The sequence below is a fragment of the Pseudomonas sp. Z1-14 genome (assembly GCF_051132005.1).
GTDB lineage: Bacteria > Pseudomonadota > Gammaproteobacteria > Pseudomonadales > Pseudomonadaceae > Aquipseudomonas.
The window spans coordinates 2,960,750-2,976,619 of the sequence record NZ_CP071646.1; the positions used below are offsets into that span (position 1 = coordinate 2,960,750).

The window sequence follows — 15,870 nt, forward strand, 5'->3', positions numbered from 1 at the left end:
TAGGACGCTTCGCTAAACGCTTTCCTGCACATCAACCTGAAGCGGAACCACTCTCCTGGTCACCGGCCCTGCCGGCGCGGTTGTTGCGGCCTCGACCAAGGCATCGACAGCCTGTTCGGCCAGCGTCACCACCGGGTGTGACAACACTGCCTGGACCAAGCCGGTTTTCAACGCTTCGCGCGTGAGCGGCGTGAGGTCATGACACACCACGACGGGCAGGCGCTGTTGCTGTGCCTGGAAGCTGCGCAAAGCCCGCAGCACTCCGGCAATGCCGCCGCCCGCCACATAAAGCCCCGCCAGATCGGGCTCAGCCGTGAGCAGATCGAGGGTGTTGCCATAGGCGAAGTCATCGTCTTCCAGGGTCAGGCGCGAAGCTAGCAGTTCCCATTCGCTGGAATGCTCCACCAGATAGCTGCGAAAGCTCAGCTCGCAGAGCTCCTGGCACTGGAAGCGCTGGCTGCTGAGCATGACCACCGCCGGTCCGGGCTGCCTGGCGAGGCGGCTGATGAACCAGCCCGCCGTACGGCCCGTGAGACGGTTATCGAGACCGGCATAACCGGTGCCGGCGGTACTCGACAATTCCGACAGCAGCGCAACCACCGCAATGCCCGTCTCGCGCAGCTGGCCAACGGCCTCGCGTACCCGAGGATGGTCGACTGCCACCACCCCCAGGCCGTCCACCTGATCGCGCAGCGCCAGGATGCGTTGCGCCACGTTGACCGGGTCGAGATCGTCGAGATAACCGATGACCACGCGAATCCTCGCGCGGGTGCAAGTCGCGGCGGCGTTTGACAGCGCGTGAGCCAGCCCTTGGTAAAAGGGCACGCCGCTTTTTTGCAACAAGAACCCCAGACGCAACGTGGGACGGTCGTTGAGCACACGCTGTTCGATCACGCCCTTGGCATGGAAGCCCAGTCGTGCGGCGGCGGTGGCGATGCGCTGGGCGGTATCGGCCCGCACATCGGCACGCAGATTCAGCACCCGGTCGACGGTAGACAGGCTGACCCCGGCTTCGCGAGCGACATCGGCCATGGTGGGACGCAGTTTGCGCCGTGGATTTTCTGACATGTCTTGACACCTCTGGCCGGCATCATGAGGGGTTTTGACAGATTATGCCACGCCCCCATGGCCGCCCTTCCGGCAACCCAATAGCATCAGGGCCAAGCCAATAAAAACACTATCGCCGGAGTGCTCCATGACGATCCACATCTGCACCGCGCCTTGCTGCTGGGGCGTCGACGACGTCAACAACCCGTTTCTGCCGCCATGGCAACGCGTGCTCGACGAGGCCGCCAAGGCCGGTTATCGCGGTATCGAGCTTGGGCCCTACGGATTTCTGCCGCTGGACGCCGGCATCCTCGAACCAGCCTTGTCCAAGACTGACCTGCAAGTGGTCGCGGGAACGATTTTCGATGACCTGGTGAGCCCGGCCAACCTGCCCGAACTGCTGCGCCAGACCCATGGCATCTGCACGCTGCTCAAACAATTGCCGCCGATGAAGCAGCAAGCGGGCCAGCGCTTTGCCGGTCCCTACCTGGTGATCATCGATTGGGGCCACGACGCGCGCGACTACGCCGCCGGCCACTCGGACCGCGCGCCCCGCCTGGACGATGCCCGCTGGAGCGAAATGATGACGCACATTCGCGCCATCGCCGAGATCGCCTGGCACAGCTACGGCATCCGTGCCGTCATCCATCCTCACGCTGGCGGCCATATCGAATTTGCCGATGAACTGGCGCGCCTGGCGGATGACATTCCCCACGAAACCGCCGGGCTGTGCCTGGATACCGGTCATCTCTATTACGCAGGAATGGACCCGGTTGCATCGCTGCGCACCTACGCCCATCGCCTGGACTACCTGCACTTCAAGGATATCGACCCGACGGTTTTCGATCAGGTGCTGAACGAACACATCCGTTTTTTTGCCGCCTGCGCCCGTGGCGTGATGTGCCCCATCGGGCGTGGCGTCATCGATTACCCGGCGTTGCACAGCCTGGTGCAAGAGCTGGGTTACCACGGCTGCATCACCGTCGAACAGGAACGCGACCCGCGCGACGCCGCGGCCAGCCTGGACGACGTGGCAGCCAGTCGCGCCTATCTCGCCAACATCGGCTTCTGACCCGCACGAGGACTTCTCTCATGATCAACGGCAGCAAAACCCTTGCACGGCCTATCCGCTGGGCCATGGTCGGCGGCGGCGAGCACAGCCAGATCGGCTACATCCACCGCTCGGCCGCCCTGCGCGATCGCCACTTCGAGCTGGTTGCCGCCGCGCTGGACATCGACCCCGACCGTGGCCGGGCCTTTGGCGAACAGTTGGGCATCGACCCCACGCGCTGCTACGCCGACTACCTGAGCCTGTTCGAACTTGAGGCGCAACGGCCCGATGGCATCCAGGCGGTATCGATCGCCACGCCCAACGGCACCCATTACGCCATCACCCGCGCCGCGCTTGAAGCCGGTTTGCATGTGGTCTGCGAGAAACCGCTGTGCTTTACCCTGGAAGAGGCCGAAGCGTTGCGAACCCTGGCGCGATCCAGAGGACGCATCGTCGGCCTCACCTATGGCTATGCCGGGCACCAGTTGATCGAACAGGCCCGGGCGCTGATCGCCGCACAGGAGCTGGGTGAGATTCGCATGGTGCACATGCAGTTCGCCCACGGTTTTCACAGCGCACCGGTGGAGGCGCAGAACCCGGCGACCCAGTGGCGCGTCGACCCGCGCCAGGCCGGGCCCAGCTATGTGCTGGGGGATGTCGGCACTCATCCGCTGTACCTGGCGAAAGTGATGCTGCCCAAGCTCAGGATCAAGCGCCTGATGTGCAGCCGGCAAAGCTTCGTCGCCAGCCGCGCGCCGCTGGAAGACAACGCCTACACCTTGATGGAATACGAAGGCGGCGCCATGGGCATGGTCTGGTCAAGCGCGGTCAATGCCGGTTCCTTGCACGGCCAGAAGATCCGCGTGATCGGCTCGCGGGCGAGCCTGGAATGGTGGGACGAGCGGCCCAACTAGCTCAGCTTCGAAGTCCAGGGCCAACCCGTGCAAACCCTGGAGCGCGGCATGGGCTACCTGCACCCAGACGCCCTGCTGGATGACCGTATCGGCGGTGGCCATCCCGAAGGGTTGTTCGAGGCCTGGTCGAACCTTTATCGGCGGTTCGCCCTGGCCATGGACGCCGCCGACCGTGGCGATGCCGAGGCGCTCGCCGCCCTGCGCTACCCCGGCATCGACGCCGGCGTCGACGGCGTGCGCTGGGTCGAACGCTGCGTGGAATCAGCCAACCGGGATTCAGCCTGGGTTGCCTATTAACCCCCCGTGGCGAGGGAGCTTGCTCCCGCTCGATTGCGCAGCAATCGCAAAAAAAAGGGGCCGCTGCGCAGCCCAGCGGGAGCAAGCTCCCTCGCCACGGGCAACCGGTTTTATCTCATGGAGAACAACAATGAAAATCGCCCTCGATCCCTACATGCACCGTCACCTGAGCCTGCCGGACCTGTGCCGCAAGACCGCCGAGCTCGGCTTCGAATACCTTGAACTGTCGCCCCGGGAAGACTTCCTGCCCTGGTGGGTCCGCCCACGCGCCCACAAGGAGCGCATCGCCGAATTCAAGAAAGCCTTGCGCGACCATGATCTGCAACTGGCTTCGCTGCTGCCGATGTACCGCTGGGCCAGCCCCCACGAGGACGAACGCCGGGCCGCAGTGAACTACTGGAAGGAAGCGATCCAGGTCGCCGTGGAGATGGGGTGCACGACGATGAACTCGGAGTTCGGGCGCGGACCGTCGCCGGATCGCGGGCACAAGGTCAGTTGTTGCGGCGGCGTACACAGCCATGAGTCCAGCGAAGCGGCCTGGTGGCGCTCCATGGAAGAATTGGTGCCGATCCTGGAATCGGAGGGGGTCACATTGAACGTCGAGCCTCATCCGGAAGACTGGTGCGAGACGCTGCACCCGGCCCTGGACATGCTCAAGACCCTCGGCTCGGACAACGTCAAGTTCCTCTATTGCACGCCGCACACGTTCTATTTCGGCGACGACATGAAAGCCATGATCGCCGAAGCCGGATCGATGATCGCCCATGTCCACATCGCTGATACCTACAATCACAAGGCTTCGTCGGGGCTGCGCTACATCGTCAACCCGCCCGGAGCGAAAGTGACCGTGCACCAGCACATGGACATGCACCAGGGCGAGATCGACTGGGACCTGTTCTTCGGCGAGTTGGCCAAGACCGGCTTCGACGGCATCGTCACAGCGTGCGTGTTCGGCTGGGAAGAACGCGCGGATGACTCGGGGCGGTTCATGCGCCAGGAAATCCAGGCGTACGTGGACAAGTACTTCAAGTAGTCCGTGCCGGTCAGGCGAGCAACGGCACGATACGCGGCTTGATCGCCTGTTCGCTTACCTCCAGCAACGCCAGCGTCACCGGCAGCTTGAACCGCCGCCGGCCGGCGCTGCCAGGGTTGAGGTAAAGCCGCTCGCCGCGCCATTCGATCAAGGGTTTGTGCGAATGGCCGGTGATCACCAGCCTCACATCGGCATCGAGCAGCGCCGGCACATCGGCAATGTCGTGGACCAACAGCACCTGCCACCCGCCGATTTCGAATTGCAGGCTGTCGGCGATATCCCCTGCCCAATCGGCGCCGAGGTCGTTGTTGCCCCGCACTACGTGCAGCTCGCCAATGGCGGCCAACGTCTCGAGGATCTCCGGGCTGCCGATATCACCGGCATGAATAATCCGCTCGCAGCCTTGCAGCGCGGCCATTGCTTCGGGGCGCAGCAGGCCATGGGTATCTGAAATCACGCCCACTTTCATGAAACCTTCCTCCCCTACGGTGTGTCGTCAGCTGTAGCTGCCTCGTCGCAGTTAGCTAACGTGCTGAAATCGAATAGGATAGGCTGCGCGCTGAAGCGCCAAGCCCTGTCGTGTAGAAGGATATATCAATGCTCGGACGCAAACGGCCGGAGCCCGGGATTGAAAGCCCCGATCAAGCCTTTTCCCCGCAAGCTGTGCGGGCCGGGGCTGCGTTTCGGCTGACCGTGAGTTTCATGCTCGTGGTGATCGTGGCTTTCCTGGCGGTCGAAGGCTGGCGCACCTGGCGAGACTATCGGGCGGCTTTTGCGTCTGCCCGCGATTCGGTGACGAACCTGGCGCGGGCGACGGCCCAACACGCCGAAGACACCATCCGACAAGTGGACGTGGTCACCGCGGCCCTCGCCGAACGCGTGGAAGGCGACGGCCTACAGAACATGGACATCCCGCGCATCCATCGGCTGCTGGTGCAGCAGGCCGCGATCATGCCGCAGTTGCACGGACTGTTCATCTACGGCCCGGACGGCCAATGGCTGGTGACGGACAAGGAAGTGATTCCGGAAATGGCGAACAACGCCGACCGCGACTACTTCCAGTACCACCGCACCCACGAGGATCGAGGCGTACGTATTGGCGATGTGGTCAAGAGCCGATCCACCAACGACCTGATCATCCCCATCTCCCGCCGCTTGAACAACCCCGATGGCTCGTTCGCCGGGGTGATGCTCGGGACGGTCAAGGTCAGTTATTTCGTCGACTACTACGGCGACTTCAAGATCGACGGCAAAGGCGCGCTGGTCCTGGCCAAGCGCAGCGGTACGATCCTGGTCCGCCGGCCTTTCGTCGCGGCGGTGATCGGCAAGAGCCTCGTCAACAGCGTGATCTTCCGGGAGCATCTGCCGACTTCCAACCAGGGCGTCGCCGAAGCCAGGGCCGTCGTCGACGACACCGAGCGTCTGTATGGCTACCGGGCCCTGACCACTTACCCGCTGGTGGTGGAAGCCGGCTTGTCGCGGGAATCGATCATTGCCCCGTGGCGTCGTGACCTGCTCAAGACCGGCCTGGTACTGGTATTCCTGATCGCGATTCTGGTCGGCTTCGGGCTCATCGTCCTGAGCCAGTTGCGCTACCGCATGACCATGGAAACGCAGATTCGCAGCGCCCACCAGGCCATGCGCGACATGGCGTTGACCGACAGCCTGACCGGGCTGGGCAATCGCCGGCGGCTGGACATTGCCTTGGCCGACGAGCTGCGCCTGGCCAAGCGCCAAGGCTCGTCCCTGGCCCTGATCATGCTCGACGTCGATTACTTCAAACGCTACAACGACAAATACGGCCATGCCGCTGGCGACGATTGCCTGCGGGCGATTGCCGGCGCGATCGGACAGACCATCAAGCGACCGGGAGACCTGGCCGTCCGCTACGGCGGTGAAGAATTCACCGTGCTGCTACCGAACACGGACAGTGCAGGTGCGGCCAAAGTGGCGCAGCAAATCCTTGAATCCGTCAGGGCCTTGAACATTGAGCACGGCGACCACCCGCTGGGGATCGTGACGATCAGTGCCGGCATCACCACCTGCCAGCCGAGCAGCGAGGACGTCAGCCCTGCGATGCTGATCAAGGCCGCCGACGCCTTCCTGTACCTGGCGAAGAACACCGGGCGAAACCGCTGGTGCAGCGCCGGCGCCTCCCAGGCCTGACCGCATATCGGTTGATTTCAGCCAACACAGGCCTGCACAGGTGCCGATCCGGCGCCTGGCGGCTACAATGCGCGCTTCGACCGTGACCAGCCTGACTAAAAAACATGTCCTTGCCTAAACATCATCTGGAATTGCTCAGCCCCGCCCGCGACGTAACCATCGCCCGCGAGGCCATTCTGCATGGCGCCGATGCCGTGTACATCGGTGGCCCGAGTTTCGGCGCGCGTCACAACGCCTGCAACGAGGTGAGCGATATCGCCGGGCTGGTGGAATTCGCCCATCGCTACCACGCCCGGGTGTTCACCACGATCAACACGATCCTGCACGACAACGAGCTGGAGCCGGCCCGCCAGTTGATCCATCAGCTCTACGACGCCGGCGTCGATGCGCTGATCGTCCAGGACCTGGGCGTCATGGAGCTGGACATCCCGCCGATCGAGCTGCACGCCAGCACCCAGACCGACATCCGCACCCTGGCCCGGGCAAAGTTTCTCGACCAGGCCGGTTTCTCGCAGTTGGTATTGGCCCGCGAGCTGAACCTGCAGGAAATCCGCGCCATTGCCGACGAGACCGATGCGGCCATCGAGTTCTTCATTCACGGCGCGCTGTGCGTCGCGTTTTCCGGCCAGTGCAACATTTCCCATGCCCAGAACGGGCGCAGCGCCAACCGTGGCGATTGCTCCCAGGCCTGCCGCCTGCCCTACACCCTCAAGGATGACCAGGGCCGGGTTGTCGCCTATGAAAAACACCTGCTGTCGATGAAGGACAACAACCAGAGCGCGAACATCCGCGCCCTGGTCGAAGCGGGCGTGCGCTCGTTCAAGATCGAAGGTCGCTACAAGGACATGGGTTATGTGAAGAACATCACCGCCTACTATCGTCAACGCCTCGACGATGTCCTCGAAGACCGCCCGGACCTCGCCCGCGCCTCCAGCGGCCGCACCGCGCATTTCTTCGTGCCGGACCCGGACAAGACCTTCCACCGTGGCAGCACTGACTACTTCGTCAGCGAGCGCAAGATCGACATCGGCGCCTTCGACTCCCCGACGTTCACCGGCGTGCCGGTGGGCGTGGTGGAAAAAGTCGGCAAGCGCGACCTGCAAGTGGTGACCTTTGATCCGCTGTCCAACGGTGACGGCCTCAACGTGCTGGTCAAGCGCGAAGTGGTTGGCTTCCGGGCCAACATCGCCGAACCCAAGGGTGAATTCCTCGACGAGGACGGCAAGCAGCGCTACCGCTACCGCGTCGAACCCAACGAGATGCCGGCCGGCCTGTATCAGTTGCGCCCCAACCATGCGCTGAGCCGCAACCTCGATCACAACTGGCAGCAAGCACTGCTCAAGACCTCCGCCGAGCGTCGCGTGGGCCTGGCCTGGGTTGCTCGCCTGAGCGAGGAGCGCCTGGAGTTGACCGCCACCAGCGAAGAAGGCATCAGCGCCAGCGTCGCCCTGGACGGTCCCTTCGGCCTGGCGAACAAACCGGAGCAGGCCCTGGAGCAGTTGCAAGACCTGCTCGGCCAGTTGGGCACCACCGAATACCACGCCACATCGATCAAACTGGATGCGCCCCAGGCTTATTTCATTCCCAACTCCCAGCTCAAGGCCCTGCGTCGCGAGGTCATCGAAGCCCTGACCAGAGCGCGTGTCGCGGCGCACCCACGGGGCGGACGCAAGGCCGAGACCACGCCGCCGCCGGTATACCCGGAGTCGCATTTGTCATTCCTGGCCAACGTCTACAACCAGAAGGCCCGGGACTTCTACCACCGCCACGGGGTCAAGCTGATCGACGCGGCGTTCGAAGCCCATGAGGAAACCGGCGAAGTCCCGGTGATGATCACCAAGCACTGCCTGCGGTTTTCCTTCAACCTTTGCCCCAAGCAGGCCAAGGGCGTCACCGGCGTACGCACCAAGGTTGCGCCGATGCAGTTGATCCATGGTGATGAAGTGCTGACGCTGAAGTTCGACTGCAAACCCTGCGAGATGCATGTGGTGGGCAAGATCAAGGGGCACATCCTTGACCTGCCGTTGCCCGGCAGCACGGCGCAGCCGGTGGTCGGTCATATCAGTCCGGAGGACTTGCTCAAGACGATCCCGCGTGGAGCGCATTGAGTCAGATGGATCTCGATTGACTGTGCTGTCCTCTTCGCGAGCAGGCTCGCTCCCACAAGTAACGCTGTTCACAAACCCGTGGCGAGGGAGCTTGCTCCCGCTGGGCCGCGAAGGGCCCCAAACCTGCCAAATGCGGAGCACCAGACACACCGCACCCGCCGGCTTTACGACTGCTTCGCAGCCGAGCGGGAGCAAGCTCCCTCGCCACAGGTTCATCATTTTTCTTAAGTGAACAGCTTTACGCTCCCACAGGGGATTTTCATTTCTGCGCCGTTTTCGCTTTGTCGAGCGACAGATTCCGTTCAAAGGGCTCCCCTCGCGCATTCATGATGCTAGGTTGTAAGTGATTGTTTCATACCGTCACTTTTTCCCTGCAAAGGAATGCCTCCCACCATGAACTTCCCGTTCAAGCGTCTCGCTATCGCCACCCTCGTCCTGTCCAGCCTGTCGTCTTTCTCAATGTCGGCCTACGCCAACATTTCCGCGCAACAGAGCGCGACCCTGGTCAAAAATTTCACTGATAGCTCGGTCAACGATTTCCGCCAGTTCCTCGCAAGCGTCGCCAATAGCGAGGTGGCAAAAACCGCCAACCTCGGCCCGGCCATCAGCGCCTTCCAGGGCAACAAGACCCTGTCGGCGGAACAGCAGAACGAAATTCATCGCCTGCTGGGTATCTACGCCCGGGTAAAGTACGGCAAAGCCGCCACCGAAACCTTGCGCCAATTGGTGGAAATCCCGACCTATCGCAAGGACGGCGTTGCCCAGCATGAAAACCCTGAATTTCTCAAGATCGCCGACAAGATCAAGAGCCTGGCCGAGTCCTTCAACCTGAACTTTCGCAACATCGACAACCGCGTCTACGAGATATCCCTCGAAGGCTCGGGTGACGAAGTGGTGGGCATTCACGCCCATGCCGATGTAGTGCCGGTCACGCCGGAAAACTGGGTGCTCAAGGATGGCACCAAGCTTGATCCCTTCAAGGTCACCCTGGTGGGTGATCGCATGTATGGCCGCGGCACCGAAGACGACAAGAACGGCATCGTCGTGGCGCTCTACGCCATGAAGATCATCAAGGAAGAAAAACTGCCACTGGCGCGCAACTTCAAGCTGCTGGTCGATACCACCGAGGAAACCACCGGCGACGCCATTCCTTATTACTTCGAGCGTAACCCGACCCCGAACTACAACCTCGCGCTGGACGGCAGCTATCCGGTGGTGATTGCCGAGAAAGGCTATGGCACGGTCATGGCGAATTTCCCGCGCCGGGCGGCACAGGGTCAAGGCGCCGAGATCACGGCGTTGACGGGCGGCATGGCGACCAACCAGATCCCGTCGACTTCGGTGGCAACCTTTACCACCGACAAGCCCGTCGAGCTGGCTGCCAGCCTGGTCAAGGCGGGCACCGACTTTGCCAAGGCCAATGGCGGCGACTTTCAAGTGGCAAGCGAGGTCGTCGATAACACAGTCAAGCTGACCTTCACCGGCGTTTCGGCACACTCCTCCGAGCCCGAGTCAGGCGTCAACCCGGTCGCCAGGATGCTGATATTCATCAATGGCCTGAACGGCACCGTTGGACTCAAGCACAATCACATCACCGACGCCGCGCGCTATGCCGCCGACAACTGGGGTCTGGATTACCTGGGGAAAAAACTCGACATCGGTTTTTCCGACGCGTTCATGGGTCCGCTGACCGCCTCGCTGACCTACGTCGGGATGGATGACAAGGCCTTCAAGCTCGCGGTCAACCTGCGGGTGCCCGTGGGCAAGCCGACGCAAGCGCTGAAGACTGAAATTGACGACAGACTTTCGGCCTGGGCGAAGAAATCCAAGGTTGCCGTGGCCTTCGAAAACTCCATCGATGAGCCGATGTACCGCAATCCCGAAGGTGAATGGGTCAAGGCGCTGCTCGCCGTTGCCACCGAAAATCTCGGCATGGAACACAAGTTCGGCACGTCTGCCGGCGCCACCTCGGTTCATGATCTGCCCAACGGCGTGCAGTTCGGCCTGGCCATGCCCGACGTCAAGTACACCGGGCACAACGATAACGAGTTCAAGACCGTTGAGCAGTTCCTGCTGGACCTGCAGGTCGTGACCGAAATGATGGGGCGGATCGGGCAGTTGCCGAAGCTCTAGAACTGCACGCCCCCCGTGGCGAGGGAGCTTGCTCCCGCTCGGTTGCGCAGCGACCGCAAGATTTTTGGGGCTGCTGCGCAGCCCAGCGGGAGCAAGCTCCCTCGCCACGGGGCTCGCTCCCACAGAGGATCGCGGGGCTCATGGCATCCAGTCGGGACAGATAACCGTTGGCTACACCTTGAACCGCGCCACCGTCTGATGCAGCGACTCCGCCATGTGTGCCAGGTCTTGCCCCGCCGTATCGGTATGCTGGGCTCCCTGCAAGACCTGCTCGGACAGGTTGCGGATGCTGACCAGGTTGCGGTCCACCTCCCGGGCCACCAGCGCCTGCTGTTCGGTGGCACTGGCAATCATCAGGTTGCGCTCGTTGATCTGCGAGATTGAGCAGGCAATCGCGTCCAAGGCTTCGCCGGAGCGCCGGGCTACTAGCAACGTCGCCTGTACCAGTTCACTGCTGCTTTGCATCGCGGTTACCGCGTCCCCGCTTTCGCGGCGGATCGTGCCGATCATTTCCTCGATTTCCCGGGTTGACTCCTGGGTGCGGTGGGCCAGCGCCCTTACCTCATCGGCGACGACCGCGAAGCCGCGGCCGGCATCGCCTGCCCGGGCCGCTTCGATGGCGGCATTCAAGGCCAGCAGGTTGGTCTGCTCGGCGATGCTGCGGATCACGTCAAGCACCGAACTGATGTCCTGGACCCGCCCGGCCAGTTGCTGAATACGCTCCGCGGCTTCGCTCACGCCGTCGGCCAGCACGGAAATGGACGCTACCGTCTCCTGGACCTGCTCACGACCATCCAGGGCAGTCTGCTCGGAAATCCGCGATGCTTCGCTGGTGCTCATGGCATTGCGCGCAACATCATCCACCGCGGCGGTCATCTGGTTCACGGCTGCCGCCGCCTGTTCGATCTCGATTCCCTGCAGTTGCAAGGAACTGCTGGTCTGGCTGCTCACGGCGCTCAGCTCCTCGGAGGAACTGGCGACCCGATCCACCGAGGTCGCGATCTGCCGGACCATGGAGTGGAGGCTCTGCTGCATCTCGTGCATGTTACTCATCATGCTGTCGCCCGAGCCCGCCCCCACGGGCACCTCGATGGTCAGGTCGCCTTGGGCGATATGGCCCAGCATCCGCGCCGCATCACCGGGCTCACCGCCCAGTGGCCGGGTAACGCTACGGGTCACCAGCACCGCGACCGTCGCCACCAGGGCCAGGCACGCCAGCACCATCATCAGCAAATGCAGTTGCGCGTCCTGGTAGCGTGTCTGGGCCCCGCGCTCACGCTCGTCAAAAAGACGGTCCTGCATCGCCATCAGTCCGTCCAGGCTCTGGTACATCGCCTGCTCCGCCGGGGTTACGGATTGCTCCAGCTGCAGCACCGCCTCATGGGGCACGTTCCGGTGAATCAAGCCCTGCATTTGCGAAAAAGCGGCCTGGTAGACCTCGCCATTCTTTTTCAGGGCCGCTAAAGCCGCCTTGCCTTCGGGCCTTCGATCAAGCAACGGCCCGAGCGTTGCCAGCGCTTTGTCGATGCGTTGCCGCGTGTTGTCGATGGACGTCTGGGCCAGGGGATCGTTCCTGTCGATCAACAGTTCGCGAATGTGGCTGGCGTTATCCCGCACCCCCGTGGCGATGGCCATGATCGGGGCGATTTTCGGCCAGTCTCGCTGGGCGACCACTTCGGCCTGGTCGCGCAATATCCGCAGGTCGTACAAGGCGTACAACGCCACGGCGATCAAAGCGATCGGCGCAATGGAAAAACCCATGACGATTCGCTGGGCAATAGTGAGTCTGGTCATTATCAAAACATTTCCTTTCAGGGGCTCTGTTCAACGAATCCTGGCCCGCAGGTACTGAGCCTGAGGCAGATGCCCGGGCAGCAGAACCCGCGCTCGCCGGATCCACGGCTGATGCCGGTCCGGTGAAAATGAAGAGTGGAATAGAGGGCTCAGAAACTGCTGGAAATGCTAGTGCGGATGGACTGTTTCATGTTGTAGGGCGTTTCTGATTTGCAGCGCACGCAGGGAGAAATTCAGGCTGATTACCTGATTTCCTACGGAAAACGCCCACCTGCTGGTAAGCCGCGATCAATTACGCAACTGAAAACAACTCGATTGAATACTGTGGGCTCAACCGCTCGATTTGCGTCCTCCTAAAATCCCGTGGCGAGGGAGCTTGCTCCCGCTGGGCTGCGAAGCAGTCCCAAAACCTCTGCTCTCGGTGTGTCAGGTTCATCGCGGTAAGCCTCCTTGGGGCCGCTGCGCAGCCCAGCGGGAGCAAGCTCCCTCGCCACGAAAGCGGTCAATAGCTCTCATCTCTCGCGCCCGGAGTAAATTTTATTGCACAAGAATCGTCGCGCCCGGTCGCATAATGGTCAGCGCTGTGATCCAGTCCACTCTCCACGCCACAACGCCCCGAAGCGCACCACCGACGTACACAAGGAATGCCCGATGCCCCCACGCTCCGCCCCTGCTTCAACTGCGGCTTTGCCCGAAGGCACCGGTTTTGTCCGGGTGCGTGGCGCCCGCGAACACAACCTCAGGAACGTCGACGTGGACATCCCCCGCGATGCCCTGGTGGTGTTCACCGGCGTGTCGGGTTCCGGCAAGTCATCGCTGGCCTTCTCCACGGTTTATGCCGAAGCCCAGCGCCGCTATTTCGAGTCGGTCGCGCCGTACGCGCGGCGTTTGATCGACCAGGTGGGCGTGCCGGACGTGGACAGCATCGAGGGCCTGCCGCCGGCGGTTGCCTTGCAACAGCAACGCGGCACGCCCAGCGCACGTTCCTCGGTGGGCAGCGTCACCACGCTGTCGAGCCTGATCCGCATGCTCTACTCCCGCGCCGGCAGCTACCCGGCGGACCAGCCGATGCTGTACGCCGAGGACTTCTCGCCCAATACCCCGCAGGGTGCCTGCCCGGAGTGCCACGGCCTGGGACGGGTCCATGAGGTGACCGAGGCGTCCATGGTGCCCGATCCGTCGCTGACCATCCGCGAACGCGCCGTGGCGGCCTGGCCCATGGCCTGGCAAGGCCAGAACCTTCGCGACATCCTGGTGACCCTGGGTTATGACGTCGACGTTCCCTGGCGCGACCTGCCGAAAAAGCAGCGCGACTGGATTCTGTTTACCGAAGAAACCCCCACCGTCCCGGTATATGCAGGGTTGACCCCAGCCCAGACCCGCGAAGCGCTCAAGCGCAAGCTCGAACCCAGCTATCAAGGCACCTTCAGCGGTGCCCGACGCTATCTGTTGCATACCTTCATGCATTCGCAAAGCGCGCAGATGCGCAAGCGCGTGGCGCAATACATGCGCGCCAGCCCCTGCCCGATGTGCGAAGGCAAGCGCCTCAAGCGCCAGGCATTGACCGTCACCTTCGCGGGCCTGGACATAGCGCAGTTGTCCAACCTGACGCTGCTGGAACTCGCCGAAGTGCTCAAGACCGTCGCGGCCCCCGACTATCTGGAGCAACCTGAAGAGCCGGGCGACGTGCTCACCCACAGCCAGACCCGAGAGGCCCGCGAGCAACGCGCCGCCCGCGGCGACAACCCGCACGCCGGCGGACCGGATGCGCGCCACACGCCGAACCTGTCCCTGGAAAAGCGCCTGGCGGCCCAACGCATCGCCGCCGAATTGTTGGAGCGGATCGTCACCCTGATCGACCTGGGCCTTGGCTACCTGGCCCTGGAGCGCAGCACGCCGACCCTGTCCTCCGGCGAATTGCAGCGCCTGCGCCTGGCCACCCAGCTCAATTCCCAGCTGTTCGGGGTCATCTATGTCCTGGACGAACCTTCCGCCGGCCTGCACCCGGCCGACAGCGAGGCGCTGTTCGGCGCCTTGCAACGCCTGAAGGCCGCGGGCAATTCCGTGTTCGTGGTCGAACACGACCTCGACACCATGCGTCGCGCCGACTGGCTGATCGACGTCGGCCCGGACGCCGGTGAGCAAGGCGGCAAGGTCCTCTACAGCGGACCACCCGATGGCCTCGGCCAAGTGCCCGAGTCCCGGACCCGCGCCTACCTGTTCGCCGAAGACCGCGCCACCGCGCGCATCCCCCGTGAACCCGAGGATTGGCTGCGCCTGGAAGGCATCACCCGCAACAACCTCGACAACCTGAGCGCAGCGTTTCCACTCGGTTGCTTCACGGCGGTGACCGGCATTTCCGGGTCAGGCAAGTCCAGCCTGGTCAGCCAGGCCCTGCTGGACCTGGTCGGTGCACATCTGGGCCAGGCCAGCCCCAACGGGGAAGCCGAGGAGCAGAGCCTGGAAGACGAACCGGTGCAAACCAGTGGCGGCCGGGTCAGCGCCGGGCTCGACGTAATCAAACGACTGGTGCAGGTCGACCAAAAACCCATCGGCCGCACGCCGCGCTCCAACCTCGCCACCTACACGGGGCTGTTCGATCACGTACGCAAACTGTTCGCCGCCACCGAACAGGCGCAGGCGCTGGGATTCGATGCCGGACGGTTTTCCTTCAACGTCGCCAAGGGTCGTTGTGAAACCTGTGAAGGCGAAGGCTTCGTCAGCGTCGAGCTGTTGTTCATGCCCAGCGTCTATGCGCCCTGCCCGACCTGTCATGGGGCCCGCTACAACCCGCAGACCCTGGACGTGACCTGGCAGGGGCTGGACATTTCCCAAGTGCTGCAACTGACGGTGAACCAGGCTCTAGAAGTGTTCGCCGAACAAGCGTCGGCCAGGCGCTCGTTGCAAGTCTTGCAAGACATCGGCCTGGGTTATCTGCGCCTTGGCCAACCGGCCACCGAGCTGTCCGGCGGCGAGGCGCAGCGGATCAAGCTGGCCACCGAGCTGCAACGCAAGGCTCGGGGCGCGACCCTTTACGTATTGGATGAGCCTACCAACGGTCTGCACCCCCAGGACGTGGATCGCCTGCTGGTGCAGTTGAATCGCCTGGTGGATGAAGGCCATACGGTGGTTGTGGTGGAACACGACATGCGCGTGGTGGCGCAGAGCGACTGGGTCATCGACATCGGCCCGGGAGCCGGGGCACAGGGCGGGAATGTGGTGGTGTGCGGTGCGCCAGCGGTCGTTGCAGACTGTGACGAAAGCCGCACCGCGCCGTTCCTGAAAAGAGCTTTGCAACCCGCACGATGAGCCGTGGCGAGGGAGCTT

Annotated in this window: 9 protein-coding genes and 2 pseudogenes; 7 read left to right on the forward strand and 4 right to left on the reverse strand. The window is 63.1% G+C overall.

The features are described 5' to 3' along the window. Nucleotides 1-12: 12 nt before the first annotated feature. Nucleotides 13-1,068: a LacI family DNA-binding transcriptional regulator gene (locus J3P89_RS13420; RefSeq protein ID WP_434697846.1), complete on the reverse strand. Its 1,056-nt coding sequence runs from the start codon at nt 1,066-1,068 to the stop codon at nt 13-15. Between the two features lie 127 nt (nt 1,069-1,195). Between J3P89_RS13420 and J3P89_RS13425 the strand changes: the two genes are divergently transcribed. From J3P89_RS13425 to J3P89_RS13435, 3 genes and pseudogenes are all read left to right on the forward strand, one after another. Continuing rightward, nucleotides 1,196-2,119, forward strand: coding sequence for a TIM barrel protein (locus tag J3P89_RS13425; RefSeq protein ID WP_434697847.1), 924 nt, complete (start codon nt 1,196-1,198; stop codon nt 2,117-2,119). 20 nt (nt 2,120-2,139) lie between these two features. Next, a pseudogene (locus tag J3P89_RS13430) lies at nt 2,140-3,309 on the forward strand (Gfo/Idh/MocA family protein). A 130-nt stretch (nt 3,310-3,439) separates the two neighbouring features. After that, on the forward strand, nt 3,440-4,342 hold the full coding sequence (locus J3P89_RS13435) for a sugar phosphate isomerase/epimerase family protein (RefSeq protein ID WP_434604769.1): 903 nt from the start codon (nt 3,440-3,442) through the stop codon (nt 4,340-4,342). A 10-nt stretch (nt 4,343-4,352) separates the two neighbouring features. Here J3P89_RS13435 and J3P89_RS13440 read toward each other — a convergent pair whose 3' ends face one another. Next, entirely contained in the window at nt 4,353-4,811 is a 459-nt protein-coding gene (locus J3P89_RS13440) for a metallophosphoesterase family protein (RefSeq protein ID WP_434697848.1), read from the reverse strand. A gap of 128 nt (nt 4,812-4,939) precedes the next feature. Here J3P89_RS13440 and J3P89_RS13445 point away from each other — a divergent pair, with 128 nt between their 5' ends. From J3P89_RS13445 to J3P89_RS13455, 3 genes are all read left to right on the forward strand, one after another. Next, complete coding sequence (locus tag J3P89_RS13445) at nt 4,940-6,508, forward strand: sensor domain-containing diguanylate cyclase (RefSeq protein ID WP_434568608.1); 1,569 nt, start codon at nt 4,940-4,942, stop codon at nt 6,506-6,508. Between the two features lie 104 nt (nt 6,509-6,612). Next, nucleotides 6,613-8,616: a peptidase U32 family protein gene (locus J3P89_RS13450; protein ID WP_434697849.1), complete on the forward strand. Its 2,004-nt coding sequence runs from the start codon at nt 6,613-6,615 to the stop codon at nt 8,614-8,616. Nucleotides 8,617-9,009: 393 nt separating this feature from the next. Continuing rightward, nucleotides 9,010-10,749, forward strand: coding sequence for a dipeptidase (locus J3P89_RS13455; protein ID WP_434697850.1), 1,740 nt, complete (start codon nt 9,010-9,012; stop codon nt 10,747-10,749). Nucleotides 10,750-10,920: 171 nt separating this feature from the next. Here the strand turns inward: J3P89_RS13455 and J3P89_RS13460 are convergent, their stop codons facing one another. Together J3P89_RS13460 and J3P89_RS13465 are read right to left on the reverse strand one after the other, a co-directional pair. Continuing rightward, entirely contained in the window at nt 10,921-12,057 is a 1,137-nt protein-coding gene (locus J3P89_RS13460) for a methyl-accepting chemotaxis protein (protein ID WP_434697987.1), read from the reverse strand. After that, nucleotides 12,049-12,543 (reverse strand): annotated as a pseudogene (locus J3P89_RS13465) (MCP four helix bundle domain-containing protein); the annotation flags it as partial. The pseudogene J3P89_RS13465 and the gene J3P89_RS13460, both read right to left, overlap by 9 nt. Nucleotides 12,544-13,194: 651 nt before the next feature. On the opposite strand from J3P89_RS13465, the gene J3P89_RS13470 reads away from it, so the two are divergent. Further along, nucleotides 13,195-15,852 (forward strand): excinuclease ABC subunit A, encoded by a 2,658-nt coding sequence (locus J3P89_RS13470; protein ID WP_434697851.1) that lies wholly within the window; start codon nt 13,195-13,197, stop codon nt 15,850-15,852. Nucleotides 15,853-15,870: the final 18 nt, after the last annotated feature.